A 23752-nucleotide genomic window follows, 5' to 3' on the forward strand; every position below is an offset into this window, starting at 1 on the left:
GGGCCGCCGGACACGTGCGCCCGGGCACCCGCTACTCCCGGTGCCCGCCCTCGATCCGGGCGCCGCGCACCACGACCATGGTCAGGCCGACCGCGACCAGCAGCTCCGCCCAGAAGAACGCCGCGTAGTCCAGCAGCGAACCGATCGGCGGGCTGCCGGGCGCGGCGTTGCGCATGCCGACCAGAGCGAACAGCGTGGCCGCCATCCAGCCGAGGGCGGGCCAGACGATGCCGCGCCGCTGGCGGACGATCAGCCAGGCCGCCACCAGCACGGACAGCGCCAGCGCCCACATCGCGGCCATCATGAACCAGGCCAGGATGAAGGTGCTGCGCGAGCGGCTGATCCGCTCGGTCACCACGACGGCGCCGCCCTCGCTCTGCTGCTCGGCCTGCTTGAAGACGAAGAAGGGGTCGGCCTCCTCCACGCCGATCACCACCGGGACGGGCTGCCCGCCGGCGGTGGCCTGGAAGCCGATCAGCGCGTGGTAGTGGTCGAAGGGGTAGTCGGTGACCCGGCCGTCGAGGAGGCTGAACGCCACCGCGCTGGAGGCGACCTGCTGCCCGGCCGGGTACCTGAGCACGGTCTGCTCCAGCGAGGTGGTCTCCAGCACCACGTCCCGGGCCGGGACCAGCAGGCTGTCCGGCTGCTCCAGGGCGCCGTGCGGGTGGACCAGGACCTTCGCGGTGAGCGTCTGCGCGGCCGCGTCCACCCGCTGGAGCGTCACGTCGACCTCCAGGAAGTCCGGGCCGGGCACCGTCCCGACCACTTGGACGCGGCCGCGGCTGGAGCGTTCGTCGAGGTAGAGCAGCAGCCCGGCGACGACGGACAGCACGATCGCCGCCACCACGGCGTACGCGCGCCAGGGCCTGACCTTCGGCCGGGGAGCGGTGCCCGCGCCGCGCGCCCGGGCGTGGACGCGGACCCGCGGCCGGGCCGCCGGGCGCGTGCGCCGGACGGCCCGCCGGTGCGGCGGCGCGCCCATCGGCCTGCTCATCGGCCTGCTCCACGGTCGGCGGTGGCGGCTGCGGGTGCCGCCTGTCCCGCCACCCTCCGGGCGGCCGCGGCCGCGGCGCAACCGCAGAGGGCCGATCGGGCGGGCCCGAGACTCGGCAAAGACGCTGGTCGGAGGGGCTGTGTAGGCTCAACGGTCATGGCGAGGGTGACACGGGACGATGTGGCGCGGGTGGCGGGGACGTCCACGGCGGTCGTGAGTTATGTGATCAACGACGGGCCGCGGCCGGTGGCGGCGGCGACCCGGGCGCGGGTGCTCGCGGCGGTCGAGGAGCTCGGCTACCGGCCGAACCGGGTCGCCCAGGCGATGGCCCGGCGGCGGACCGACCTGCTCGGGATGGTCGTCCCGGACGCCCGCCAGCCCTTCTTCGCCGGGCTCGCGCACGCCGTCGAGCAGGCCGCCGCCGAGCACGGCCGGCTGCTGCTGATCGGCAACTCCGACTACGCCGACGAGCGCGAGGCGCACTACATCCGCGCTTTCCTCGGGATGCAGGTGGACGGTCTGGTCCTGGTCACCCAGGACCCGGCCACCCCCGGGCTGACCGGCTTCGACGTGGCCGACGGCACCCCGGTGGTGCTTCTGCACCACCGGGCGGAGAGCACCGGCGGCGTCGCCGTGGTCGCGGACGACCAGGGCGGCGCCCGCGAGGTGGTCCGCCACCTGCTCGGGCACGGGCACGCCGAGGTGCACTGCTTCGGCGGCACCCTCGCGCTCAGCCCGCACGACCCGGTCACCGGGCGGACGGCCGGCTGGCTCGCCGCGCTGGAGGAGGCCGGGCTGCCCACCGAGGGACGGCTCACCCCGGCGCCGTTCGACCGGGTCCGGGCGCACGCCGAGGCGCTCGCCCTGCTCGCCCGTCCCGACCGGCCGTCCGCCGTGTTCTGCACGACGGACGACCAAGCGATCGGCCTGCTGCGGGCCGCCGACGACCTCGGCATCCGGGTGCCGGAGGACCTCGCGGTGGCCGGCTTCGACGACATCGCCGAGGCGGTGATCGCCGGGCCCGCGCTGACCACCGTCACCACGGCGCAGGACGAGATGGCCCGGGCCGCGGTGGAACTGGTCCTCGGCGGGCCGGAGCGCCGCGCCCAGGGCGCCCGCACCTTCCCGGCCCAGCTGGTGGTCCGGCGCTCCTGCGGCTGCCCGTAGGGGACGGCACGGGGCTGAGGCCGGGGGCGACCCCGGACCGGCCGGGCAGCGGCGCGGGGCTGGTGTCGGGGACGGTACGGGCGCCTCAGCCTTCGAGCAGTTCGTCCGCGAGCAGGTCCATCAGCAGGTTGTCGTGCCAGGTGCCGTCCGGCCCGCGCTCGTACTGGCGCATGGTGCCGACGGTGCGGAAGCCGACCTTGGTGTAGCAGCGGATCGCGGCGAGGTTGTCCGCGGCCGGGTCGATCACCAGCCGGTGGTAGTGGTGGTCGTGCACCAGGTACCGGGCCATCGTCCGCACGGCGTCGGTGCCCAGGCCCAGGCCGTGCACCGTCGGGTCGAGGTAGAGGTCCATCCCGGCGTGCCGGTACTCGTCGTCGTTGTTGGCGTACCACTGGATGGCGCCGACCACCTTGCCGCCGAGGTCGATCGCGAAGGTCTCGGTGCCGGGCGACTCCAGGTCGTTGGCGACCTCGTCGGCCAGGTCGTCACCGCCACGCCAGCGCTCGAACACCTCGGGCGTGCCGCGGATGGCCGCCAGCGCCGGGATGTCCTCGCCGGTGGCCGGGCGGAGCGTGACCAAGGTGCCGTGCAGAATCGTCCCCATATGGGGCATGTTGGCACGGAAACCCGGCTCCGGCGAGTGTTTTCGACCCGCCGTCCGGCCCCTTCCGGCGTGCGGCCTCGGGGCCGGGGCCGCACGCGCGCGAGGCGGGCGCCCGGGCGTCAGGCGGTGGGGCGCGCCGGGTCGCCGAGCGGGCCGAGCCAGACGGCCGTGACGGCGCTGACGTAGCGGGCGCCGCAGTGGTCGCCGGGGACGACGAGCTGCGGACCGGCGGCGTCCAGCGGGGCACCGTCCATGCTGGTGGCGAGCAGGATCTGCTGGCCGCCGAAGTCCGGGTCGATCTCGGCCCAGGAGACCACCGCCCGGTGGCCGTCCGCGCCGGCCACCGAGAGCAGGAAGCGCAGCCGCTGCTTGCGGCCGGAGAAGTCGATCCGGGGCCGGGCCGCGCGCAGCACGTCCAGCAGCGCCGGGCCCTCGTAGCCGTGCCGCTGCTCGCCCGCGGTCCGGCAGTCGAAGCTGACCTCGACCCGGCGGGCGGGGAGGGCACGCAGCTGCGCCACCGTCAGCTCGGCGGGGCGGTCGAGGTGGCCGTGCAGTCGGACGGTGGGTCTCGCCGGGGTCATGGGTGCTCCCTCCTCCCGGGCCGCGGCGCCGCGGCCCGGGAGGAGGAGTACCCGAGCAGCGGCCGGAGCATTCGCAGATGCGATGGACCGGGCGGACTTCCACTCGCAGGTGCGGGCCCTGAGCCCGGGTGGCGGCTGTCGGCGGGGCCGGTCCTACGGGGTCTCGTCCTGGCGCAGCCGGGCGCTGACGGCGCCGAGCCCCTCGGCGAGCACCGCGAGCTGCTCGCGGCTGAGCACGTCGATCAGCAGCTCGCGCACCAGGGCGACGTGCCCGGGCGCAGCCTGGCGCAGCGCCTCGCGGCCCTGGTCGGTGAGTTCGGCGATGACGCCGCGCACGTCGCTGGGGCAGGAGCGGCGGGCGACCAGGCCGGCCCGCTCCAGCTGGGTGACCTGGTAGGTCAGGCCGCTCTTGGAGGTGACCAGCTTGTCGGCGAGCTCGGTCATCCGCAGCGAGTCGCCGGGGGCGGCGGACAGGTGCACCAGGATCTCGTACTGCTGGTGGGAGAGTCCGGAGTCGTCCTTGAGCTGGCGTTCCAGCCGCCGGTTCAGCAGGTTGCTCGCGACGACGAAGCCCCGCCAGGCGGCCGCCTCGTCCGGGTCCAGCCAGCGGGGTTCGTTCAGTGTGGACATGGGGTGAAGCCTACTCCTGTTGTTCAAATTCGAACGAAGGTGTACCGTCGGTTCCGTAAAGGTTCAAATTTGAACTACCTGTCGGACTACCTGCCGGTCGAACGGCCCCGAGGAGGACGCCATGAGCACCGCGGCCCCTGAGCGCATGCCCGCCCTGTACCTGTCGCACGGCGCGCCGCCGCTGGCCGACGACCCGGTCTGGCCGGGCGAGCTGGCCGCCTGGTCCGCCGACCTGCCCCGGCCCAAGGCCGTCCTGATGGTCTCCGCCCACTGGGAGGAGGCCCCGCTCGCCCTCGGCGCCGTCACCACCGTCCCGCTGGTCTACGACTTCTGGGGCTTCCCCGAGCACTACTACCGGGTCCGGTACGCCGCCCCCGGCGCGCCGGACCTCGCCGAGCGCGTGCGCAAGCTGCTGCGCGCCCCCGGCACGCCCGTCCAGGACATCCCCGACCGCGGGCTCGACCACGGCGCGTACGTCCCGCTGGTGGAGATGTACCCGGACGCCGACATCCCGGTGCTCCAGGTCTCGCTGCCCACCCTCGACCCGCAGCGGCTGATGGAGATCGGCCGCAGGCTCGCCCCGCTGCGCGACGAGGGCGTGCTGATCGTCGGCAGCGGCTTCTTCACCCACAACCTGCGGGCGCTCAGCAACGACGGCCGGATCACCTCGGTGATGGCCGAGTTCGACGACTGGGGCCGGCGCGCCCTGGAGGCCCACGACCTCGACGCGCTGCTCGACTTCGAGCACAAGGCCCCGGCCGGACGCCTGGCCCACCCGCGCACCGAGCACTTCGCCCCGCTGTTCGTCACCCTCGGCGCCGGCGAGGCCGACCTGGACAGCCAGCGCAGCGTCATCGACGGGTTCTGGATGGGCCTGGCCAAGCGCTCGATCCAGCTGGGGTGAACCCCTCCCCTTCGAGCACCCCACCCACCGGACGCCTCACAGCCCCTCACAGGGAGCAGCAGGTGAACCGCTCGCCGATGTGCTCGGGCTGCTCGATCTCGTCCACCAGCGCGACCGCGTAGTCCGCCACCGAGATCCGGCTCCGCCCCTCGGCATCGGTGAGCAGCTGGTCCAGGCCGGTGCGGTAGCGGCCGGTCCGCTCCCCCGGGCCGATCTCGGCGGCCGGGCTGAGCACCGTCCAGCGCAGGTCGGAGACCGTCCGGTAGTAGTCCAGCGCCGCGCCGTGGGCGTGCATGATCTGGAGGAGCGGCTCCGGCAAGCCCGGGGCGTCCCAGACCCGCACGCCCGGCGCGGTCTCCAGGTTGCCCGCCCCGCCGACCGCGATCAGCCTGGGGGCCGCGCCGCCCAGCGTGCGCAGGCCTTCGACCAGGGAGCGGGCGGCGGGCTCGACCAGCGCCTGGTGGCCCGGGCCGTCGCCGCCGCCGACGGCGCTCACCAGGACGTCCCGGCCGGCCGCGACCCGGGCCACGTCCGCCGGGTCCAGCACGTCCGCGCGCTCCACGGCGGCGGCCGCGCCCCGGTAGCGGTCCAGGTCCCGGACCACCGCGGTGACCTCGTGCCCGCGCGCCGCCGCCTCCCTGACGACCGCGCTGCCGATGGTGCCGCCGGCGCCGATCACGGCGATTCTGGCCATGGGTACCTGCCTGGGTACTCGCGGGTGGGGCGGCGTCGGACCGCGGGACGCTGGATCGCAGGGCGCCGGACGCCGGACGCGCCGGACAGGACCGATTATCGGACGAACTCCCGGCGCGAGCCGGGGCACTGGGCCTATCGTGTGACGCCCCGGACGCCCCGGACACCCCGGACGCCCCGTCGAAGGAGTGGTCATGCGCAATGGCGACGCCGTACCAACCGCCAACGGCGACGCCGTACGAACCGCCCTGGACGCCGCCCTGGCCGTCCTCGCCCCGCACACCGGGAACCGCGACTGGGACGCCCCCGCCGGGCTCCTGGAGTGGAGCTGCCGCGACACCGCCGCCCACATCGCCCACGACCTGCTCGCCTACGCCGGCCAGCTCGCCGCCCGCCCCCGCGACCGCTACCTGCCGCTGGACCTCACCGTCCGGCCCGAGGCCGACCCGGCCCAGGTGCTCACCGTGGTCACCGCCGCCGGGCACCTCCTCGCCACCGCCCTGGACGCCGCCCCGCCCGAGCTGCGCGCCTACCACCACGGGCCCTGCGACCCGCTCGGCTTCGCCGCGATGGGCGTCGCCGAGACCCTGCTGCACACCCACGACATCACCCGCGGCCTCGGCCTGCCCTGGCAGCCGCCCGCCGAACCGTGCCGCTTCGCGCTCGACCGGCTCTTCCCGCACGCACCGCGGGAGCCGGATGCCCACCCGGCGGAGGTCCTGCTCTGGTGCACCGGGCGCGGGGAACTGAACGGCCGCCCGCGCAAGTCCTCGTGGACCTGGCGGGCGGCCATGGGCGAGTGGCCGGACTGATCCGACCGGTCAGGCGCTCCCGGTGGCGATCCGCTCGGCCTGGCTGCGCTCGATGCAGAACTCGTTGCCCTCCGGGTCCCCGAGGGTGACCCAGCCCTTGCCGTCCGGGAGGCGGTGGTCCGCCAGCACGGTCGCCCCGAGGGCGACCAGGCGCTCCACCTCCTCGTCCCGGCTGCGGTCCTGCGGCTGGAGGTCGAGGTGGACCCGGTTCTTCGCCGCCTTGCCCTCGGGCACCCGGATGAAGAGCAGCGAGGCGCCGGCGGAGTTCACCACCGCCTCCTCGTCGCACGGGTTGTCGTCCTCGCCCAGGGTGCCGTCCAGCGCCTGCGCCCAGAAGGAGGCCAGGGCGTGCGCGTCGCCGCAATCGATCGTCACATGTCGTACCAGAGATGCCATCCGCCTACTCTGACCTGCGCGGTTCGGGTTCGTCCAGCCATTTGCGGGAGTGCCGGTGGCCGTCCAGCGGAAAGGGCGGGAAGGGCGGGAGCAGTTCCACGAACGGGTAGCCGGCCTTCTCCGCGACCCGGCAGGAGGCGGGGTTGTCCACCTGGTGCAGCAGGTCGATCCGGCGCAGGCCGCCCTCGGCGAAGGTGGCGAAGGCCCAGGCGGTGAGGGCCTCCACCGCGCGCGGGGCCACCCCCCGGCCGCGGGCCGGGGCCGCCGTCCAGTACCCCACCTCGGCCGTCTCCCCGCCGGGAGTGGGGTACTTGAGGGCGACGTTGGCGACGAGCTCGGCGCCGTCCAGGACGGCGAAGCTGTACCGGGTGCCCGCCGCCCGGCCCTCCTCCTGAAGGCGCAGCCAGTGCGCGGCCTCCTCGGCGTCGCCGACCGGGGTCCGGGTGAAGCGGCGCAGGGTCGCGTCCCGGTAGGCCTCGATCAGGGCCGGCGCGTCGGCGTCCTCGAAGGGGCGCAGCAGCAGGCCGTCGGCCCTCAGGGCGGCGGTCACTTGAGGCCCTCCCAGCCCCAGCGCGGGGTCGGGCCGGGATCGCCGAGGTCGGTGCCGGCCGGGGAGCCGGAGACGTCCTCGGCGATCCTGGTGCCCCAGTCGAAGTACTCCAGCACCCGGCGGCGCAGCAGTTCGTCCCCGGGCAGCTCCGCGCGGACGGCCTCGGCCATCAGCTCCATCCAGCGCAGCCGCTGCTCCTCGGTGACGGCCAGGCCCAGGTGGGCGCGGAGCAGCGCCTGGTGGCCGCCCAGTCGGTCGGTGTAGCCGGTCGGGCCGCCGAACACCTCGGCCAGCCAGACCGCGACGTGCTCGATGTGGGTGGGGGTGAAGTCGGCGAAGACCGGCGCGAGCAGGGGGTCGGCGAGGGCGCCCCGGTAGAAGGTCCGGCTGAGCCGGCGCAGGACGTCGATGCCGCCGACGGCCTCGTAGAGCGTGCCGGGCCGTTGGTCGTTCATGGCTGTGCTCCCCGTGGGTGAACCGTACGTTGCGACCTTCCTAGCAGCCGGAGGGCCCGGTCGGCGCGGCCCCGGGCCCGCTGTTCGCGCCGGGCTCGGCGGGCGGAGGCCCGGGCTCCCCCGCCCGGGCCCGGGTGGCGGGCGGGGTGGGCCCGGGTGCGCGGCGTCCTGGCGGACCGACCCGACGGCTCCGCCGTTCCCGCTTGACCCTGACGCTGGCGGCAGGGTCGGAGGGTGGGCCCATGGACGACGAGAGCGGGACGCGGAGCCGGGTCGTGGTGGTCACGGGGGCCGGGACGGGGATCGGGCGGGAGACGGCGCTGGCCTTCGCCGCCGAGGGGGCGCGGGTGCTGGCGGTGGGGCGGCGACCGGAGCCGCTGGCCGCGACGGCCGCCGCGTACCCGGCACTGATCGAGCCGCTGGCCGCGGACGTGACCGGGCCCGGGGCACCGGAGGAGATCGTCCGGGCGGCACTGGAGCGGTTCGGGCGGCTGGACGTGCTGGTCAACAACGCGGCGATCGTACGGAGCGGGCAGGGGATCGGCGGCTTCGACCGCGCGGGCGTCGAGGCGCTGCTGGCGACCAACCTGGTCGCCCCGGTGCTGCTCGGCCAGGCCGCGGTGCCGGCGCTGAGCGGGAGCCGGGGCGTGGTGGTCAACGTCAGCACCGCCGTCGGGCAGCGCGGCTGGCCGAGCAACTCGGTGTACGCGGCGACCAAGGCGGCGCTGGAGACGGTCACCCGCAGCTGGGCGGTGGAGCTGGCGCCGCGCGGGATCCGGGTGGTGGCGGTGGCGCCCGGGGCGATCGACACCCCGATCGGCGACCACTCCGGGTACGGCCCCGAGCAGCGGGCGGCGATCCGGACGTGGCAGATCGAGCACACCCCGCTGGGCCGGATCGGCCGCCCCGAGGAGGTCGCCTGGGCGATCACCCGACTCGCCTCGCCGCAGGCCTCGTTCGTGACCGGCGTAGTGTTGCCGGTGGACGGCGGCGCGCTGGTGGGCTGACCGGGAGGGGACGGGTGGCGGTGCGGATCGGCGAGCTGGCGGCCCGGACCGGCAGTACCGCGCGCGCTCTGCGGCACTACGAGCAGGCCGGGTTGATCGACTCCGAGCGCGCGCCGAACGGCTACCGCGAGTACGGCGAGCCGGCGGTCGTCCGGGTGCGCAACATCCGTGCGCTGGTGGCCGCCGGGCTCACCCTGGAGGACGTCCGCCCGCTGCTGGGCTGCCTGGACGGGGACGTGCTGGCGGTCCGGCCGTCCGAGCAGGTGCTGGGGATCGCCCGGCGGCGGCTGGCGGTGCTGGAGCGCCGGATCGCCGCCCAGACGGAGGCCCGGGACCGGCTGGCGGCGGCGCTGGCGGCGGCCGGGGTGGTGGCGGACGGGGTGGGCGCGGACGGGTGACACCCCCGATCGGGGGTGTGCAGGGGGCGGGTGGGGGAGGACAGTGGCCCCATGCAGATTCCACTCTCCGTGATGGACTTCCTCGACCGGGCCGAGCTGGTCTACGGCGACCGGGTCGGCATCGTCGACGAGCCCGTGCAGCCCGCCGAATCCTGGGGCGAGCTGAGCTACCGCCGGGTCGCCGAACTGGCCCGGGCCCAGGCCGCCGGGCTGGACCGGCTCGGTGTCGGGCCGGGCGAGCGGGTCGCGATCGTCTCGCACAACTCGGCCCGGCTGCTGACCTCCTTCTTCGGGGTGAGCGGGTACGGCCGGGTGCTGGTGCCGGTGAACTTCCGGCTGAAGGCCGAGGAGGTCTCGTACATCGTCGAGCAGAGCGGCGCCTCCGTGCTGCTGGTCGACCCCGAGGTCGCCGACGCCCTGGACGGGGTGGTGGCCAAGCACAAGTTCGTGCTGGGCGCGGACAGCGACGCCGTGCTGTACGACACCGACGCCACCCCGCGGCGGTACGCGGTGGACGAGAACGACACCGCCACCATCAACTACACCAGCGGAACCACCGCCCGCCCCAAGGGCGTTCAGCTCACCCACCGCAACGTCTGGCTGAACGCGACACTGATGGCCCTGCACTACGGGGCCGGCGACCGGGACGTCTACCTGCACACCCTGCCGATGTTCCACGCCAACGGCTGGGGCCTGCCGTTCTCGCTCACCGGCCTGGGCGCCCGGCACATCGTGCTGCGCAAGGTGGACGGCGCGGAGATCCTGCGCCGGGTCGAGCGGCACGGGGTGACCTTCCTGTCCGGCGCGCCCGCCGTGGTCCAGATGGTGCTGGACGCGGCCGCCGACTGGGACGGCCCGGTGCCCGGCCGGGACCGGGTGCGGCTGGTGGTGGCCGGCGCCCCGCCGCCGACCTCGGTGATCCAGCAGGTCGAGGAGCAGCTGGGCTGGGAGTTCATGCAGCTCTACGGTCTGACCGAGACCTCCCCGGTGGTCACGGTCAACCGCTCGCGGGCCGAGTGGGACGCGCTGCCGGCCGCCGAGCGGGCCGAGAAGCTGGTGCAGGCCGGCTCCCCCGCGCTCGGCACCCGGCTGCGGGTGGACGCGTCCGGCGAGGTGCTGGTGCGCTCCAACACCGTGCTGGACGGCTACTGGCAGCAGCCGGAGGCCTCGGCCGAGGCGCTGCGGGACGGCTGGTTCCACACCGGCGACGGCGGCACCCTCACGGACGGCCTGCTGACCATCTCCGACCGCAAGAAGGACGTCATCATCAGCGGCGGGGAGAACGTCTCCTCGATCGAGGTGGAGGACTGCCTGTACGACCACCCGGCGGTCGCCGAGACGGCGGTGATCGGGGTGCCGCACGAGAAGTGGGGCGAGACGGTGAAGGCGCTGGTGGTGCTCCGGGAGGGCCACGAGGCCGTCACCGAGGCCGAGTTGATCGCGCACTGCAAGCAGCGGCTGGCCGGCTACAAGTCGCCCACCACGGTGGAGTTCCGGGACGCCCTGCCGCGCACCGCCACCGGGAAGCTGCAGAAGTTCCGGCTGCGCGAGCCGTACTGGACCGGGCGGGAGCGCCGGGTCAACTGAGGCCGCGCCGGGGGCCCGTCACCCGACGAGCCCCGACTCCCGCGCCGCGAGGGCGAGTTCGGTCCGGTTGCGGACGCCGAGCTTGTGCATCGCGGACTTGAGGTAGCCCGTCACCGTGTTGCAGGTCAGGCCCAGTCGGGCGGCGATCTCCGGGTTGGTCCGGCCGGTCGCCGCCCAGCGCAGCACCTCGTGCTCGCGCGGGGTCAACGGCGGTACGGGGGCGACCGTCCGGGGCTTGTCGAAGGGCTTTCCGCAAGGCTGCCCACAGGGCTTTCCGCCGGGCCGTTCGCGGCTCCAGGCGGCGGCCCCGGCCAGTGCCCGGGTCGCCGCCTTCGCCAGGGTGCCGACCGCGGAGATCCGCACGTCCCCGAACGGGACGACGGCGCGCAGCGAGGCGTACACCACGCCGTGCACGGTGTCGCCGTCCATCAGCGGGACGGTGAGCATCGCGTACAGGTCCTCGGCGGCCACGGCCGCGTCGTAGTGGTGCGAAATGGTCGTCGCCGCACGGTAGTCGGGCACCCAGCTGGGCGCGCGTTCGGCGAGCGCCCGGCCGCCGAGGCCGAGTCCGGCCGGGACGGGCACGTCGTGCAGCAGGTCGGCCCGGGTACCGGCCCAGTGCCGCAGCACCATGCCCTCGCTGCCGGGACGGCTGCCGGGCAGCGGCTCGGGCACGCCGACCAGGCCGACGTCGGCGCCGCACTCGGCCACCACCCGGCGGGCGAGGTCGCCGAGCACGGCGTCCCGCACCAGCTCGGCGGCGCGCGCGGCGAGTTCGGGGTCCTCGGGTCGCGCGGCGTCGGCGACGGGGTGCGCAGGATGGGGGTCCGCAGCCCTGGTCATCGCGGAATTGTCACACGCGGTGCGGCCGGTGGCGAGAGTCCTGACGTGCGTGTTTCGTGGAGTGGCGGACGCCGCCGCCGGGCCGGGAGTAGTGTCCGGCCGTACGCTACCGGCGGGTAGCAACTGCCGTGACCGGAAAGGGAGCCGATGACCGAGCCGAACGCGCCGGGCGACGTGCTGGGCGGCCTGCTGGCGGACCTGCGGGCCGAGAGCGCGGTGCTGGACGACCTGGTCGCCGGGCTGCCGGCCGAGGAGTGGGCCCGCCCGACCCCCGCCGAGGGCTGGACGGTGGCGCACCAGATCGCCCACCTGGCCTGGACCGACGACTGGACGGCCCTGGCCGCGCGCGACCCGGAGGGCTTCGGCGCGTCGCTCGGCGGGCACTTCACCGAGCTGCTGGCGGCCGGCGCCGACCCGGTCGAGGACGGCGCCCGCGCCGGACTGTCCGCCGGGCCCGCGGCGCTCCTCGCCCGCTGGCGGGCCGGGCGGGCGGAGGTGCTGGCCGCGCTCGGCGCCGCTCCGGCCGACGCCCGGCTGCCCTGGTTCGGCCCGCCGATGAAGCCCGCCTCGATGGCGACCGCCCGACTGATGGAGACCTGGGCGCACGGCCAGGACGTCGCGGACGCGCTCGGCGCCACCCGCGAGCCCACCGACCGGCTGCGGCACATCGCCCACCTGGGGCTGCGCACCCTGGGCTTCGCCTTCACCCTGCACGGACTGGCCGTGCCCGAGCGCCCGGTACGGCTCGACCTGACCGCGCCCGACGGCGGGTCCTGGCCCATCGGCCCGGCCGGGGCGCAGGACGTGGTGGCCGGCCCCGCCCTGGACTTCTGCCTGCTGGTGACCCAGCGCCGACACCGGGACGACCTCGCCCTCACCGCCACCGGGCCCGTCGCCACCGCCTGGCTCCCGATCGCCCAGGTCTTCGCCGGGGCGCCGGGCAAGGGGCGGCAGCCCGGGGCGTAGGGCGGCGCACCAGGCAAGGCGCGGCGGCCCGGGGCGCGGGCGGCCCGCCGGGGTTGGTTGAATGGCGCCCATGGACGACCTGCTCAACCGACTGCCCGCCATCCCCGACCTGCGCGACCGCTGCCGCGCCCTCGCCACGCTCGACGCGATCCTCAGCCCCGACGACTGGGAGGCGCGGTACCACTCCTTCGACGCCTCCTGGGACGAGGGCGAGGAGTTGGCCTCGATGCGCGACGGCGAGGGCGACGACTGGTGCCTGGTCTTCTCCCCCGTCGGCGCCTACGGGCGCGGCTTCGACCACGAGGCGCCCAACGCCCCGGAGCTGCTCGCGGCCGTGCCCGAGGAGTTCCGCCGCTTCGCCGAGGAGCCCGCCTTCGGGGACGAGGACGGGCCGACGGTCACCCGCTGCTTCTGGCGCGCCCACGAGGACGGCGCCTGGCGGGGCGCGGCCGCCGAGCGGGGCGCGGAGGGCCTCTTCGACCTGCTGCTGGACGGCTCGGCCGCCGGGTACCGGGCCTGGGCCACGGAGTACTTCGAGCCGGAGCACGAGCTGGACCTCGCCGCGATCGAGCACGTCCTGGCGCTGCGCCCGCTCACCCCGGCCGTGCTGGCGGCGCTCAACCCGGACATCGACGAGGAGGAGCTCGCCGTCGACCTCGCGGAGATCGGCTACCCCGCCGCCTGACGTATCGTCACATCTGTTGGGCAGTACGGGTACACCACTCCTTCCGGCGATGGGCCGGAGCCTTCCGGGGTGGTGGAATGCCCGCATGATCCGTACACGTGCCATGCGCACCGCACTGTCCTTCACCGCCGCCCTGCTCGCCGTCGGCGGCCTGGCCGCCGCCCCCGCCCAGGCCGCCGTCGCGGCGCCCGCCCCCGTGGTCACCGGGGCCCAGGTCCGGGCGGCCACCCCGGCCGCCCAGCAGGTGCTCACCTTCCTGGCGGCGTACCGCGACGCCGTGGAGGGCGGGGGCGGCACCGAGAGCCCGCGACAGGTCCGCGAGCAGTACCTCTCCCCGTACCTGAACTACCGGCTGGACCAGTGGGCGATGCGGAACGACGCCGATCCGGTGTTCCGCGCGCAGAACGTCCCGGCGAGCTGGTCGGCCCAGCAGGTCAAGGAGGAGGAGGGCTACGCCTCCGTCCGGCTGACCGAGTTCTGGAGCGGCGGGGGCAGCCAGGACGTCTGGTACACCGTCCGCCTCACCGACCTGCGGATCTTCGACCTCGGCGACCAGCCCGCCTTCTAGCCGCACCCCGACGCTTCGACGCGCGCCGCCTCACAGGCACACGCCGGCCCGCCCCGCTCAGAGGCCGATCCGGAGCGGGGTGAGCCGGGTGGCGACCAGGTTGGTCGCACCCCGGTCGCGCTCGACGCGGCCGTGCACCAGCAGCCCGGCCCGGTCCAGGGCGGTGCGGCGCTGGGACTCCCAGACCGGACGGTTGCAGATCACGTTGATCAGCCCGGTCTCGTCCTCCAGACTGAGGAAGAGCACCCCGCCGGCCGTCGGCGGCCGCTGCCGGTGGGTGACCAGGCCGCCGACCACCACCTCCGTTCCCGGTGGCACATCCGGGAGTTGGGCGGCGCTGAGCGCGCCGCCGCGGTCCAGGTGGGCGCGCAGGTGCTGGAGCGGGTGGCTGGTGGCGGAGGTGCCGGTGGCCCACAGGTCGGCGATGGTCTCCTCGACCGGGCTCATGCCGGGCAGCTCCGGCGCCTCGGTCCCGGGGGTGGTGCCGGGGATCAGGCCGTCCGAGATCCCGGCGAACGCCCCCGCCGCCCACAGTGCCTGACGCCTCGTCAGTTCGAAGCAGTCGAAGGCCCCCGCCGTCGCCAGCGCCTCCAGGGCGGGACCGGGCAGGCCGGTGCGGCGGGCGAAGTCCTCCAGGTCGGCGTACGGCTGCCCGGCCACGATCGCCTCGGCCTGCGGGGTGCCGATGCCGCGCACCGTCTCCAGGCCGAGCCGGATCGCCGGCTGCGGGCGCCCGGCGGTCAGCGGCGGTTTCGGGGTCGGCCCCCGGTACGGCTCCAGGGTGGGCCGCGCCCCGCTGGCGTTGACGTCCACCCCGCGCACCCGCACGCCGTGCCGCCGGACGTCCGCGACCAGGCTGAGCGGCGAGTAGAAGCCCATCGGCTGGTTGGCCAGCAGGGCGCAGGTGAAGGCCGCCGGGAAGTGGTGCTTCAACCAGGCGCTGGCGTACACCAGGTAGGCGAAGCTGATCGCGTGGCTCTCCGGGAAGCCGTAGTTGGAGAAGGCCTCGATCTTGCCGTAGACGTCCTCGGCCACCTCGGCCGGGATGCCGCGCTCGGCCATCCCGGTGAGCAGCCGCTCGCGCAGCCGGGCGACCCGCTCGTGCGAACGCTTGGCGCCCATCGCCTGGCGCAGCCGGTCGGCCTCCTCCGGGGTGAACCCGGCGCAGTCGATGGCGAGTTGCATCATCTGCTCCTGGAACAGCGGCACCCCGAGGGTCTTGCCGAGGGCGTTCTCCATCAGCGGGTGCGGGCAGCCGGGCGGCTCCGCCCCGGCCCGGCGGCGCAGGTACGGGTGGACGGAGCCGCCCTGGATCGGGCCGGGGCGGATCAGCGCCACCTCGACCACCAGGTCGTAGAAGTGGTCCGGCTTGAGCCGGGGCAGGGTCGCCATCTGGGCCCGGGACTCGACCTGGAACACCCCGACGGTGTCCGCCCGGCGCAGCATCGCGTACACGCCCTTGTCGTCGTCCGGGATGGTGGCCAGGTCGTAGCGCAGGCCGTGGTGCTCCGCGACCAGGTCGCAGGCGTCGTGCAGGGCGGCGAGCATGCCCAGGCCGAGCAGGTCGATCTTCACCAGCCCGGCGCCGGCGGTGGACTCCTTGTCCCACTGGAGCACGGAGCGCCCGGGCATCCGGGCCCACTCGGTGGGGCAGATCTCGCCGATCGGCTCCTTGGTGAGCACCATGCCGCCCGAGTGGATGCCCAGGTGGCGGGGCAGGCCGTGGAGCTGGGCGGCGAGTCGGAGCACGTCGGCGGGGATGACGGCGTCCGCGCCGGGGGCGGAGCGGAAGTCGGTCTGCCGGCTGAACGCGTCCACCTGCCCCTGCGGGTAGCCGAGCACCCGGGCGGCGTCGCGGATCGCCAGCCGGGGCCGGTAGGTGATCACGTTGGCGACCTGGGCGGCGTGCTCGCGCCCGTAGCGGCCGTAGACGTACTGGATGACCTCCTCGCGGCGGCGGTTCTCGATGTCCAGGTCGATGTCGGGCGGCCCGTCCCGGGCGGTGGAGAGGAAGCGTTCGAACAGCAGCTTGTAGTGGACCGGGTCGACGGCGGTGATCCCGAGGGCGTAGCAGACCGCCGAGTTGGCGGCCGAGCCGCGGCCCTGGCACCAGATGTCCCGGCTCCGGCAGAAGTCCACGATGTCGTGCACGATCAGGAAGTAGCCGGCCAGGTCGAGGTCCTCGATCACGTCCAGCTCCTTGGCGAGCTGACGGCGGGCGGCCGCGTTGCCGGAGCCGAAGCGGGCTGGGCCGCCGGCCGCGACCAGGGCGCGCAGGTGGCCGATCTCGGTCCCGCCCGCGGGGACGGGGAAGCCGGGCAGCTCCGGGTCCAGCCGGGCGAAGTCGAAGGCGCAGGCCCGGCCGAGTTCGACGGTGGCCCGCTGCACCCCGGGGAAGCGGGCCAGCCGGCCGGCCATCTCGCGGCCCGAACGCAGGTGCGCGGTGCCGGCCGCGCTGGTCCAGCCGACCGCGTCCTGGAGGGTGCGGCGCTCGTGCAGGGCGGCGAGGCTCTGCGCGAGGCGGCCCTGGGCGGGGCCGGCGTGGTGGGCGTTGGTGGAGGCGACGACGGGGAGCCGCGCCTTCGCCGCGAGGGCGGCGAGGGCGTCGTTGCGCCGGTCGTCGCCGGGCAGCCACTGGTCGATCAGCTCGACGTGGACGTTCTCCGGGCCGAACGCCTCGGCGAGGGTGCGGAGCCTGCGCTCGGCCTCGCCCTGGTCCGGGCCGTTCCTCCCCGCGAGCGCGGCGGGGACCCGGCCGAGGCGGCAGCCGGTGAGCACCGCCCAGTGGCCGTCGTGCGCCCCGGCGAGCGCCCCGAGGTCGTACACCGGGTTGCCCTTGGCGCCGCCGACCAGCTGGGCGGCGGCGATCGCGGCGGAGAGGCGGCGGTAGCCGGCCGGGTCGCGGGCGAGGACCAGCAGGTGCTCCTCCGTCCCGCCGTCGCGGATCGTTAGCTCGGCACCGAACACGGTGGCCAGGCCCGTGCCCCGGGCCGCCTCGGCGAGCCGGACGGCGGCGTACAGGCCGTCGTGGTCGGTGATCGCGAGGGTCTCCACGCCGAGCCGGACCGCCTCGGCGACCAGGTCCTCCGGGTCGCTGGCGCCGTCCAGGAAGCTGAAGGCGGAGTGGACGTGCAGTTCGGCCCAGGGGGTGGCGGGCTGCTCCGGTGCGGCGCGTTCGGGAGCCGGGGCGGGGCGGCGCAGCGGGACGACCGTACGGTCCGGCGCCGCGCCGGTCAGCCGGCGGTGCAGTTCGCTCCAGGGGAGCGTGGGGTGGCTGGTGAAGCCCATCGGGGGTTGCCTTCGTCGTTCTCGTTCTCGTGCTCGTCCTGCTCCCCCCTGCTCGCCTCCTCGGCCTTCTCGGCCCGCTCCCTTCGGCCCTGCCCTTGCGGGCCTGCTCCGTTCGGGTGCCGGGGCCGCTAGTCGTAGCCGGCCTCCAGGTACCAGGCACCCCCCTCCACGGTGAGCAGCAGCGCCCGGCCGCCCTCCACCACGACCTGGAACCGTGCCCGGCGCCGGGCCAGCGACTGGTCCCACCAGTACTCGACCGCCGGCCAGGGCCCGGTCCAGCCGTCCACCCGCTCCTCCCGACCCCGGACCACGACCAGGGCCGGCCGGGCCGACACCCCCGCCCGGCCGTCCACCGTGACCGGCCGCCCGGCCCCGTCCAGCACCCGCACCGGCGCCGGCTCCCGCAGCACCACGGCGGGCCACACCTCCGGCAGCCGCCCCGGCCACGGCGCGTCGGCCGGCACCGCCGCCTCGTACGGCTCGCCCCACGGCACCTTCACCGCCTGCTCGCCCGGGCCGCGCCCGCCGGCCGGCTCGATCCGGCGCAGCCCGGCGTGGCCGAGCACCGCCTGCACCCGGGCGACCGCCCGCTCCACCCGGTCGTCCGCGACGGCCTGGCCCCACAGCGCGAGCTGGCGGCCCTGGTCCGGGGAGAGGCCGTCGGGGGCGAGCCGGAGCAGGGTGAAGCCGGTGTCCTCCCTACCTTCCCCGTTGCCGTTGCCGTCCCCGTCTCCGTCGCCTGTGCCGGTGAAGGTGCCGGTGCCGATGCCGGTGAAGGTGCCCGCGCCCTGCCAGGCCTGGAGCTGCCAGCGGACCCGCTCGGCCAGCGCCGTCGCGGACAGCCGGCCTTCGTGCCGCCACAGCCGGGAGGCCGTCCGGCCGTCCGCGCAGGCCACCTCGACGGCCACCCGGCGGCAGGTCAGCCCGGCCCCGGCCAGCCGCTGGTGCAGCTGCTCGGCCAGCGCGCGGGCGACGAACACCAGCGGTTCGGCCGACGGCTCCGGCGGGTCGAAGCGCTGCTCGACGGCGAGGTCCGGCTCCTCGTCGCGGGGCACCAGCGGACGCGGCTGCAAACCCCGGGCCAGCCGGTGCGCGACCGTCCCGGACGGGCCGAAGCGGTCCGCAACCGACTCGGCCGGCAGCGCGGCGAAGGCCCCGACGGTGGGCAGGCCGAGCCGCCCGAGCAGTTCGGCCAGTGCCTCGTCGCCCAGCGCGCTCACCGGGTACGGGGCGAGGAACTCCGCCGTCCGTCCGGCCGGGACCAGCACCCCGGCCCGGGCGGCGAGCACGGCGGCGAACAGGCCGTCGGCGACACCGACCCGGGCCCGGGGGGCGGTGGCGGCCAGTGGAGGGGTGGTGGGCTGCCGCTCTTCGACGGCCGGCGCGCCCGGAACGGCGTCCGGGACGAGCGGCTGCCCGAGGGCGTCCGCCACCGCCCTGCCGACCTTGGCGGCCAGTGCCTCCTCGCCGCCGAAGTAGCGGCCCGGGCCCTTCACCGGGATCGCGCACAGGCCCGGGCGGATCACCTCCACCCGGGGCGTGAACGCCTCCACCGCCGCGACCACCGGCTCGAAGCGGCGGGTCTCCGCCTCCGGGTCGCGGTCGCGCAACTCCAGCTCCGGGCAGAGCCGTTGGGCCAGCTTGAGCCGCTGCCCCTGCCGCACCCCGGCCGCCCGGGCGCCCTCCGAGCAGGCGAGGATCCGCCCGCCCTCGGTCACCGCGACCGGGTCGTCGCCGGTGACGGCCACCACCGGCCAGTCCGGGCACCAGACCACCAGCACCCGGGGGGTCCTGTCGTCCGCCGTCCCGGATACCATCGCTGTCTCGGCCGTCACCTCAGACCACCGCCGCCACGCGGGGTGCCATCGGCTCCGCCGCCGGTATCACCGTGGGTTCCGCCACCGGCTGCGGCTGCTCCTGGAGCGGACGCACCGCGCCGTACTCGTCCGGCAGCCAGAGCCGGGCCGTCCGGCCGCGCACCGCCGAGCCGCGGCCTTCGGCCACCACCTCCACCTGTCGGCCGACGAGCTGTCCGTGGCCGTCGCCCAGCCCGAACCAGCGCCCGGAGCGCACCCCCAGCCGCAGTGCCGCGCCCGGCCACGGTCCGGCGACCAGCAGCACGCAGCCGCTGCGCCGCAGCACCGCCGCCAGCCGGGCGGCCAGCTTCGGCGGCACCGGCCCGTCCGGGCGCAGCATGATCAGCTCGACCGCGCCGGCCAGCACCGAGACCACCTCGGCCCAGTGCGGCCCCGGGTCGTCCGCGACCAGCAGCCGGCGCAGGTCCAGCCCGTACCCCTCGGCGGCGGCCAGCCCCAGGTCCGGCAGTCCGACCGCCGCGGCCCAGCCGCCCCCGGTCTCCTTCACCCCGGCGGCGAGCGCCAGCAGCAGCCCGGTGTCCCCGCCCGCCACCGACACCGCCGTCCCCCGGCGCAGCCCGGCCTCGGGCAGCACCTCCCGGAGGGCGGACGGCACCGGCAGCAGCCCCCGCCCCTCCCTCTGCTCCCTGCCCTCCCCCTGTTGCCCCCGTTTTCCCGGCACGGCAGCCGGGGACGCCACCGGGCGGAGCACAGGGCGTGCGATCTGCTCGGCGGTTGATTCGAAAAAAGGTTCGAAAACGGGCACACCCCCAGGATCGAACATTCGTTCGCAAAGATTCAAGTCCGATCCGTCCACCCCACCCGTCACTCTCCGCTGTCCCGCCTCGGCGGGGCCGCGCGGATCGCGGCGCGGGGCCGCGCACCTCGGCGCGGCCGCCGGAGGCTCCGGCACCGGACGGGCGACACCCGTTCATCCGACCGGACTACCGACAAACCTTATTTCCTTGACAAATTTTTTTGTCGGATGAATGCTGGAACGGTGCTGGAAGTCGCCGTGATCGAAGAACCCGCCGCGGCCGAGGCCTCGCTGGACCCCCTGCGGTCACGCCTCCTCGCCGCCCTGACCGAGCCCGCCTCGGCCGCCATGCTGGCCGCCCGGCTGGGCCTGCCCCGGCAGAAGGTCAACTACCACCTGAAGGAACTGGAGCGGCACGGCCTCGTCGAACTCGACGAGGAACGCCGCAAGGGCAACGTCACCGAACGGGTGTACCGCGCCACCGCGGCCTCCTACGTGATCTCCCCCAGCGTCCTGGCCGCCGTGAGCCCGGACCCCGCCCGCTCCCCCGACCAGCTCTCCGCCCGCTGGCTGCTGGCGCTCGGCTCCCGGCTGGTGCAGGAGGTCGGGGCCCTGCTGACCGGCGCCTCCCGGGCCCGCCGGCGGGTCGCCAGCTTCGGCATCGACGCGCAGGTGCGGTTCGCCTCCGCCGCCGACCGGGCCGCCTTCGCCGACGAACTGGCCCAGTCCGTGGCCACCCTCGTCAGCCGCTACCACGACGAGTCCGCCCCCGGGGGCCGCAGCCACCGGGTGATCGTCGGACTCCACCAGATCCCCGCCGCCCAGCCCGGCCCCGGGGCGGAGCAGGACGGGACCAGGGCGGAGCAGGACGTGACCGGCACGGAACAGGCCGGCCCCGGCACGGAACAGGCCGTCACCCGGGCGGACCAGGAGGACCCACGATGACCCACCCGTTCGAGATCGAGCTGGAGACCTCCCTGCCGGTGAGCCCGGAACAGGTCTGGGAGGCGATCGCCACCGGACCGGGGATCGACTCCTGGTTCATGGGCCGCAACGAGCTGGACCCGCACGAGGGCGGCACCGCCGTCATGGAGACCGGGGGCCACCGCGCGGAGGCGGTCGTCACCGCCTACGAGCCCGGCAAGCGCCTGGCCACCCGTACGGCCACCGGCGAGGACGGCCGGTTCATGGCCTTCGAGTACCTGATCGAGGGCCGGGACGGCGGCGCCACCGTGCTCCGCGTCGTCCACAGCGGCCTGCTCGGCGACGACTGGCAGGACGAGTACGACGCGCTGCGCCGCGGCTGGCCCTTCCACCTCCACACGCTCCGCGAGTACCTCACCCACTTCCCGGGCCGCACCGCCGTCCCCGTCTTCGCCGCCGCACCGTCGGCCGACCGGACGGGACCGGAGGTCCGGGCCCTCCTCGCCCGGGCCCTGTCGCTGCCGCTCCCGGTCGCCGCGGGCACCCGGGTCCACGGCGAACCGGCGGGCCTGCCGCCGCTGGACGGCGAGGTGGTCTGGGCGGACGACGAGCGCTTCGAGGTCCGCACCGCCGACGGGCTCTACACCTTCCACCACGGCTCCGGCCTGGTGCTGATGTTCCACCACCTCTTCGGCCCGACTCCGGGCGGGGCCGGGGGTGAAGCCGGGACCGGGGGCGAGGCCGAGGCCGCCTGGCAGCGGTGGCTGACCGGCGCTCTCACCTGACCTTTCGGACCTTCGGGCCATCAGACCTTCAGATCTCCTTCAGACCTCCTTCAGATCCGACAGAAGCAGAACCGCACGAGAACCGAGGTACCACCCATGCGCACCCTGATCAGCACCGCCTTCATCTCGCTCGACGGCGTCGTCGAGGGCCCCGGCGGCGAACCCGGCTACCGCAACTCCGGCTGGACCTTCAAGGACATCGAGTTCCTCCCCGAGGCGTTCGAGATCAAGGGGCGGGAGCAGGAGGAGGCCACCGCGATGCTGCTCGGCCGGGCCAGCTACCAGGCGTTCAGCCCGGTGTGGCCGGACATGGCGGAGTTCGCCCACTACAAGACGCTGCCGAAGTACGTCGTCTCCACCACCCTCACCGAGGCCGACCTGGTGTCGAACTGGGGCGAGACCAGCATCCTGCGCTCGCTCGACGAGGTCGCCGCACTGAAGGAGACCGAGGGCGGCCCGATCATCGTCCACGGCAGCGCCACCCTGAACCACGCCCTCTCGGACGCCGGCCTGATCGACCGCTACCACCTGCTCGTCTTCCCGCTGCTGCTCGGCGCCGGCAAGCGCCTGTTCAGCACGACGGACAAGGACGCCCAGAAGCTGAAGCTGGTCGAGTACGGGGCCTACGGGAACGGCATCCAGAAGCAGGTCCTCGACGTGGTCCGCTGACCGCTCTCCACTCCTCCTCTCCATCCTCCCCTGTGGGAGCGTTGACGGCCCCGGACCGTCAACGCTCTTCCGTGGTGCGCCAGATGAACACCTCACTGCTCGGCTGCCGCTCCGAGAAGAGCCCCGACGGCGAGGTCCGGGCGAGGAGGCGGCGGAGGTCCGCCTCGAAGGCCGGACGGCGCTCGGCGAAGAGGTGCGGGGCCGAGGAGGAGAGCGCGAAGACGCCCGCGACCGCGTCGTCGGCCGTGCGCTCCAGCGGCCGTCCGCCCGGGACGACGATCCGCTGCGGGCCGGCGAAGCCCGCCCGGGCGAGGACGGCGGCCTCGTCGCCCGGCGTGCCGTGCGGCAGCAGCCCCTGCCCGGCGCGGCGGACCGGGCCGAGGTAGCGCCGGACCAGCCCGTCGATCGCGGCGTACGGGACCGGCGGGTGCGGCAGCCCCTCGGTGGGACGCGGTTCGCCCTTCAGGTCCGAGACGTGCGCCAGGGCACCGCCGGGCCGCAGCATGCGCCGTACGGTCGCCGCCACCAGGTCGCGGTCCATCCAGTGGAAGGACTGGCCGAAGACCGCCAGTGTGAAGGTGCCGAGGCCCGGCGGCAGTTCCTCGGCCCTGGCCCGCACCCAGCTGGCCTTGGGCTCCTCGGCGCCCACGCGGCGCGCCTCGGCGATCATCCCGGCGTCCGGGTCCACCCCGACGACCTCGTCGAACAGGTGGGCCAGCCCCAGCGCCAGCGTGCCCGGCCCGCACCCCACGTCGAGCAGCCGCCCCCGCCCGTCGAGCCCCAGCGCCCCGGCCAGCGCCTCCGCCAGTCCGGGGGCGTACGGGAGCCTGCCCCGGGTGTAGTGGGCGGCCGTTCCGGCGAACAGCGTCTCGTCCCAGGACCAGGCGTCGCCGGTCATGGCTGCTCCTCACAGGTCTGTTTCGGGTGAACAGGCTTGATCGTGGCACAGGTTGACGCCTGGTCGGGGCGGGTGGGACCGGAAATCAATGGACAGGCATCATGCGATCAACAGACTGATCCCATGACCACTGCAGATGACAAGAACGACCTCCGGATCTACATCCAGGACGCCCGCGACGCCCTGCTCTGGAAGCTCGAAGGCCTCTCCGAGTACGACCTGCGCCGCCCGCTCACCCCCACCGGAACCAACCTGCTGGGCCTGGTCAAGCACGTCACCGGCGCCGAGACGCTGTACTTCGGCGACACCTTCGGCCGCCCCTTCCCCGAGCCGGCCCCGGTGTGGATCACCGGCCAGACCGAGCCGAACGGCGACCTGTGGGCGCGGGCGGACGAGAGCACCGACGAGGTCGTCGGGCGCTACCGGCGGGTCTGGGCGCACTCCGACGCCACCATCGAGGCCCTGCCGCTGGACGCCGTCGGCAAGGTGCCGTTCGGCGCCCGCCACGAGCAGACCCTGCACCGGGTACTCGTCCACATGATCGCCGAGACCCACCGCCACGTCGGCCACGCCGACCTGGTCCGCGAACTCGTCGACGGCGCCACCGGCCAGCGCTCCGACGGCGCCAACACCGCCCCCGGCGACACCGACTGGTGGCGGGCCCACCACGACCGCGTGGAGCGGGCGGCCCGGGAGGCCGGCGGCCTCGCCTGAACCGGAGAACACCGGGAGGAC

The 23752-nt window shown here is 75.1% G+C and carries 26 protein-coding genes; 13 read left to right on the plus strand and 13 right to left on the minus strand.

Annotation, left to right across the window (positions count from 1 at the left end):
• Positions 1-31: 31 nt before the first annotated feature.
• Complete coding sequence (locus ACFVU7_RS32520) at positions 32-994, minus strand: DUF4436 family protein (RefSeq protein ID WP_388048633.1); 963 nt, start codon at positions 992-994, stop codon at positions 32-34.
• 156 nt (positions 995-1150) lie between these two features.
• On the opposite strand from ACFVU7_RS32520, the gene ACFVU7_RS32525 reads away from it, so the two are divergent.
• Positions 1151-2161 (plus strand): LacI family DNA-binding transcriptional regulator, encoded by a 1011-nt coding sequence (locus ACFVU7_RS32525; protein WP_049654763.1) that lies wholly within the window; start codon positions 1151-1153, stop codon positions 2159-2161.
• An 85-nt stretch (positions 2162-2246) separates the two neighbouring features.
• Here ACFVU7_RS32525 and ACFVU7_RS32530 read toward each other — a convergent pair whose 3' ends face one another.
• The 3 genes from ACFVU7_RS32530 to ACFVU7_RS32540 form a co-directional block, all read right to left on the minus strand.
• Positions 2247-2765, minus strand: coding sequence for a GNAT family N-acetyltransferase (locus ACFVU7_RS32530; protein WP_387966370.1), 519 nt, complete (start codon positions 2763-2765; stop codon positions 2247-2249).
• A 119-nt stretch (positions 2766-2884) separates the two neighbouring features.
• Entirely contained in the window at positions 2885-3346 is a 462-nt protein-coding gene (locus tag ACFVU7_RS32535) for a molybdopterin-dependent oxidoreductase (RefSeq protein ID WP_074002275.1), read from the minus strand.
• 153 nt (positions 3347-3499) lie between these two features.
• Positions 3500-3967: a MarR family winged helix-turn-helix transcriptional regulator gene (locus ACFVU7_RS32540; protein ID WP_049654766.1), complete on the minus strand. Its 468-nt coding sequence runs from the start codon at positions 3965-3967 to the stop codon at positions 3500-3502.
• Between the two features lie 130 nt (positions 3968-4097).
• Here ACFVU7_RS32540 and ACFVU7_RS32545 point away from each other — a divergent pair, with 130 nt between their 5' ends.
• A complete protein-coding gene (locus tag ACFVU7_RS32545) occupies positions 4098-4880 on the plus strand; it encodes a dioxygenase (protein ID WP_387819280.1) in 783 nt (260 codons plus the stop codon).
• A gap of 46 nt (positions 4881-4926) precedes the next feature.
• On the opposite strand, the gene ACFVU7_RS32550 is transcribed toward ACFVU7_RS32545, so the two are convergent.
• The gene (locus tag ACFVU7_RS32550) at positions 4927-5574 is read right to left on the minus strand and encodes an NAD(P)-dependent oxidoreductase (RefSeq protein WP_388048636.1); all 648 of its coding nucleotides are present in this window, start codon (positions 5572-5574) and stop codon (positions 4927-4929) included.
• Positions 5575-5767: 193 nt separating this feature from the next.
• Between ACFVU7_RS32550 and ACFVU7_RS32555 the strand changes: the two genes are divergently transcribed.
• Positions 5768-6385: a maleylpyruvate isomerase N-terminal domain-containing protein gene (locus tag ACFVU7_RS32555; protein WP_388048638.1), complete on the plus strand. Its 618-nt coding sequence runs from the start codon at positions 5768-5770 to the stop codon at positions 6383-6385.
• 9 nt (positions 6386-6394) lie between these two features.
• Here ACFVU7_RS32555 and ACFVU7_RS32560 read toward each other — a convergent pair whose 3' ends face one another.
• Genes ACFVU7_RS32560 through ACFVU7_RS32570 form a run of 3 tightly spaced genes read right to left on the minus strand, consistent with a single transcriptional unit; the run spans position 6395 to position 7786 of the window.
• On the minus strand, positions 6395-6781 hold the full coding sequence (locus ACFVU7_RS32560; RefSeq protein ID WP_049654752.1) for a VOC family protein: 387 nt from the start codon (positions 6779-6781) through the stop codon (positions 6395-6397).
• A 4-nt stretch (positions 6782-6785) separates the two neighbouring features.
• Complete coding sequence (locus ACFVU7_RS32565; protein ID WP_388048640.1) at positions 6786-7331, minus strand: GNAT family N-acetyltransferase; 546 nt, start codon at positions 7329-7331, stop codon at positions 6786-6788.
• Positions 7328-7786: a group II truncated hemoglobin gene (locus ACFVU7_RS32570; protein WP_049654748.1), complete on the minus strand. Its 459-nt coding sequence runs from the start codon at positions 7784-7786 to the stop codon at positions 7328-7330. The genes ACFVU7_RS32565 and ACFVU7_RS32570 overlap by 4 nt, the downstream gene beginning before the upstream one ends.
• 242 nt (positions 7787-8028) lie before the next feature.
• Between ACFVU7_RS32570 and ACFVU7_RS32575 the strand changes: the two genes are divergently transcribed.
• Genes ACFVU7_RS32575 through ACFVU7_RS32585 form a run of 3 tightly spaced genes read left to right on the plus strand, consistent with a single transcriptional unit; the run spans position 8029 to position 10778 of the window.
• Positions 8029-8793, plus strand: coding sequence for an SDR family NAD(P)-dependent oxidoreductase (locus ACFVU7_RS32575; protein WP_388048642.1), 765 nt, complete (start codon positions 8029-8031; stop codon positions 8791-8793).
• Positions 8794-8813: 20 nt separating this feature from the next.
• On the plus strand, positions 8814-9191 hold the full coding sequence (locus ACFVU7_RS32580; protein WP_388048756.1) for a MerR family transcriptional regulator: 378 nt from the start codon (positions 8814-8816) through the stop codon (positions 9189-9191).
• 51 nt (positions 9192-9242) lie between these two features.
• Complete coding sequence (locus ACFVU7_RS32585) at positions 9243-10778, plus strand: AMP-binding protein (RefSeq protein WP_380738438.1); 1536 nt, start codon at positions 9243-9245, stop codon at positions 10776-10778.
• An 18-nt stretch (positions 10779-10796) separates the two neighbouring features.
• On the opposite strand, the gene ACFVU7_RS32590 is transcribed toward ACFVU7_RS32585, so the two are convergent.
• Entirely contained in the window at positions 10797-11621 is an 825-nt protein-coding gene (locus tag ACFVU7_RS32590) for a LuxR C-terminal-related transcriptional regulator (protein ID WP_388048644.1), read from the minus strand.
• A 147-nt stretch (positions 11622-11768) separates the two neighbouring features.
• Between ACFVU7_RS32590 and ACFVU7_RS32595 the strand changes: the two genes are divergently transcribed.
• The 3 genes from ACFVU7_RS32595 to ACFVU7_RS32605 all read left to right on the plus strand — a co-directional run bounded on the left by ACFVU7_RS32595 (position 11769) and on the right by ACFVU7_RS32605 (position 13840).
• Positions 11769-12587: a TIGR03084 family metal-binding protein gene (locus ACFVU7_RS32595; protein WP_388048646.1), complete on the plus strand. Its 819-nt coding sequence runs from the start codon at positions 11769-11771 to the stop codon at positions 12585-12587.
• Between the two features lie 70 nt (positions 12588-12657).
• Positions 12658-13272, plus strand: a complete 615-nt coding sequence (locus ACFVU7_RS32600) for a hypothetical protein (RefSeq protein WP_079272077.1) — start codon at positions 12658-12660, stop codon at positions 13270-13272.
• Positions 13273-13357: 85 nt separating this feature from the next.
• Complete coding sequence (locus ACFVU7_RS32605; protein WP_143204529.1) at positions 13358-13840, plus strand: hypothetical protein; 483 nt, start codon at positions 13358-13360, stop codon at positions 13838-13840.
• Between the two features lie 57 nt (positions 13841-13897).
• Here the strand turns inward: ACFVU7_RS32605 and ACFVU7_RS32610 are convergent, their stop codons facing one another.
• The 3 genes from ACFVU7_RS32610 to ACFVU7_RS32620 form a co-directional block, all read right to left on the minus strand.
• On the minus strand, positions 13898-17128 hold the full coding sequence (locus ACFVU7_RS32610; protein WP_388048649.1) for an error-prone DNA polymerase: 3231 nt from the start codon (positions 17126-17128) through the stop codon (positions 13898-13900).
• Between the two features lie 128 nt (positions 17129-17256).
• The gene (locus ACFVU7_RS32615) at positions 17257-18963 is read right to left on the minus strand and encodes a DNA polymerase Y family protein (protein WP_388048651.1); all 1707 of its coding nucleotides are present in this window, start codon (positions 18961-18963) and stop codon (positions 17257-17259) included.
• A 1-nt stretch (position 18964) separates the two neighbouring features.
• On the minus strand, positions 18965-19600 hold the full coding sequence (locus ACFVU7_RS32620; protein ID WP_387819302.1) for a hypothetical protein: 636 nt from the start codon (positions 19598-19600) through the stop codon (positions 18965-18967).
• Between the two features lie 384 nt (positions 19601-19984).
• Between ACFVU7_RS32620 and ACFVU7_RS32625 the strand changes: the two genes are divergently transcribed.
• The 3 genes from ACFVU7_RS32625 (at position 19985) to ACFVU7_RS32635 (ending at position 22119) form a co-directional block, all read left to right on the plus strand.
• On the plus strand, positions 19985-20686 hold the full coding sequence (locus tag ACFVU7_RS32625) for an ArsR/SmtB family transcription factor (RefSeq protein ID WP_388048653.1): 702 nt from the start codon (positions 19985-19987) through the stop codon (positions 20684-20686).
• Complete coding sequence (locus tag ACFVU7_RS32630; protein WP_388048655.1) at positions 20683-21450, plus strand: SRPBCC domain-containing protein; 768 nt, start codon at positions 20683-20685, stop codon at positions 21448-21450. The genes ACFVU7_RS32625 and ACFVU7_RS32630 overlap by 4 nt, the downstream gene beginning before the upstream one ends.
• 96 nt (positions 21451-21546) lie before the next feature.
• Entirely contained in the window at positions 21547-22119 is a 573-nt protein-coding gene (locus tag ACFVU7_RS32635; protein WP_387819308.1) for a dihydrofolate reductase family protein, read from the plus strand.
• Positions 22120-22177: 58 nt separating this feature from the next.
• Here ACFVU7_RS32635 and ACFVU7_RS32640 read toward each other — a convergent pair whose 3' ends face one another.
• Complete coding sequence (locus tag ACFVU7_RS32640; protein WP_388048657.1) at positions 22178-23017, minus strand: class I SAM-dependent methyltransferase; 840 nt, start codon at positions 23015-23017, stop codon at positions 22178-22180.
• A gap of 123 nt (positions 23018-23140) precedes the next feature.
• Between ACFVU7_RS32640 and ACFVU7_RS32645 the strand changes: the two genes are divergently transcribed.
• Complete coding sequence (locus tag ACFVU7_RS32645) at positions 23141-23731, plus strand: DinB family protein (RefSeq protein WP_388048659.1); 591 nt, start codon at positions 23141-23143, stop codon at positions 23729-23731.
• Positions 23732-23752 lie beyond the last annotated feature (21 nt).

Source organism: Kitasatospora sp. NPDC058046 (assembly GCF_042885595.1).
Classification (GTDB): Bacteria; Actinomycetota; Actinomycetes; order Streptomycetales; family Streptomycetaceae; genus Kitasatospora.

Bases quoted from the DNA above. Each gene is read 5' to 3' on its own strand.
- ACFVU7_RS32520 (WP_388048633.1), bottom strand. From the start codon at position 994: ATGAGCAGGCCGATGGGCGCGCCGCCGCACCGGCGGGCCGTCCGGCGC.
- ACFVU7_RS32525 (WP_049654763.1), top strand. From the start codon at position 1,151: ATGGCGAGGGTGACACGGGACGATGTGGCGCGGGTGGCGGGGACGTCC.
- ACFVU7_RS32530 (WP_387966370.1), bottom strand. From the start codon at position 2,765: ATGGGGACGATTCTGCACGGCACCTTGGTCACGCTCCGCCCGGCCACC.
- ACFVU7_RS32535 (WP_074002275.1), bottom strand. From the start codon at position 3,346: ATGACCCCGGCGAGACCCACCGTCCGACTGCACGGCCACCTCGACCGC.
- ACFVU7_RS32545 (WP_387819280.1), top strand. From the start codon at position 4,098: ATGAGCACCGCGGCCCCTGAGCGCATGCCCGCCCTGTACCTGTCGCAC.
- ACFVU7_RS32550 (WP_388048636.1), bottom strand. From the start codon at position 5,574: ATGGCCAGAATCGCCGTGATCGGCGCCGGCGGCACCATCGGCAGCGCG.
- ACFVU7_RS32555 (WP_388048638.1), top strand. From the start codon at position 5,768: ATGCGCAATGGCGACGCCGTACCAACCGCCAACGGCGACGCCGTACGA.
- ACFVU7_RS32560 (WP_049654752.1), bottom strand. From the start codon at position 6,781: ATGGCATCTCTGGTACGACATGTGACGATCGATTGCGGCGACGCGCAC.
- ACFVU7_RS32570 (WP_049654748.1), bottom strand. From the start codon at position 7,786: ATGAACGACCAACGGCCCGGCACGCTCTACGAGGCCGTCGGCGGCATC.
- ACFVU7_RS32575 (WP_388048642.1), top strand. From the start codon at position 8,029: ATGGACGACGAGAGCGGGACGCGGAGCCGGGTCGTGGTGGTCACGGGG.
- ACFVU7_RS32585 (WP_380738438.1), top strand. From the start codon at position 9,243: ATGCAGATTCCACTCTCCGTGATGGACTTCCTCGACCGGGCCGAGCTG.
- ACFVU7_RS32590 (WP_388048644.1), bottom strand. From the start codon at position 11,621: ATGACCAGGGCTGCGGACCCCCATCCTGCGCACCCCGTCGCCGACGCC.
- ACFVU7_RS32595 (WP_388048646.1), top strand. From the start codon at position 11,769: ATGACCGAGCCGAACGCGCCGGGCGACGTGCTGGGCGGCCTGCTGGCG.
- ACFVU7_RS32600 (WP_079272077.1), top strand. From the start codon at position 12,658: ATGGACGACCTGCTCAACCGACTGCCCGCCATCCCCGACCTGCGCGAC.
- ACFVU7_RS32605 (WP_143204529.1), top strand. From the start codon at position 13,358: ATGATCCGTACACGTGCCATGCGCACCGCACTGTCCTTCACCGCCGCC.
- ACFVU7_RS32610 (WP_388048649.1), bottom strand. From the start codon at position 17,128: ATGGGCTTCACCAGCCACCCCACGCTCCCCTGGAGCGAACTGCACCGC.
- ACFVU7_RS32630 (WP_388048655.1), top strand. From the start codon at position 20,683: ATGACCCACCCGTTCGAGATCGAGCTGGAGACCTCCCTGCCGGTGAGC.
- ACFVU7_RS32635 (WP_387819308.1), top strand. From the start codon at position 21,547: ATGCGCACCCTGATCAGCACCGCCTTCATCTCGCTCGACGGCGTCGTC.
- ACFVU7_RS32640 (WP_388048657.1), bottom strand. From the start codon at position 23,017: ATGACCGGCGACGCCTGGTCCTGGGACGAGACGCTGTTCGCCGGAACG.
- ACFVU7_RS32645 (WP_388048659.1), top strand. From the start codon at position 23,141: ATGACCACTGCAGATGACAAGAACGACCTCCGGATCTACATCCAGGAC.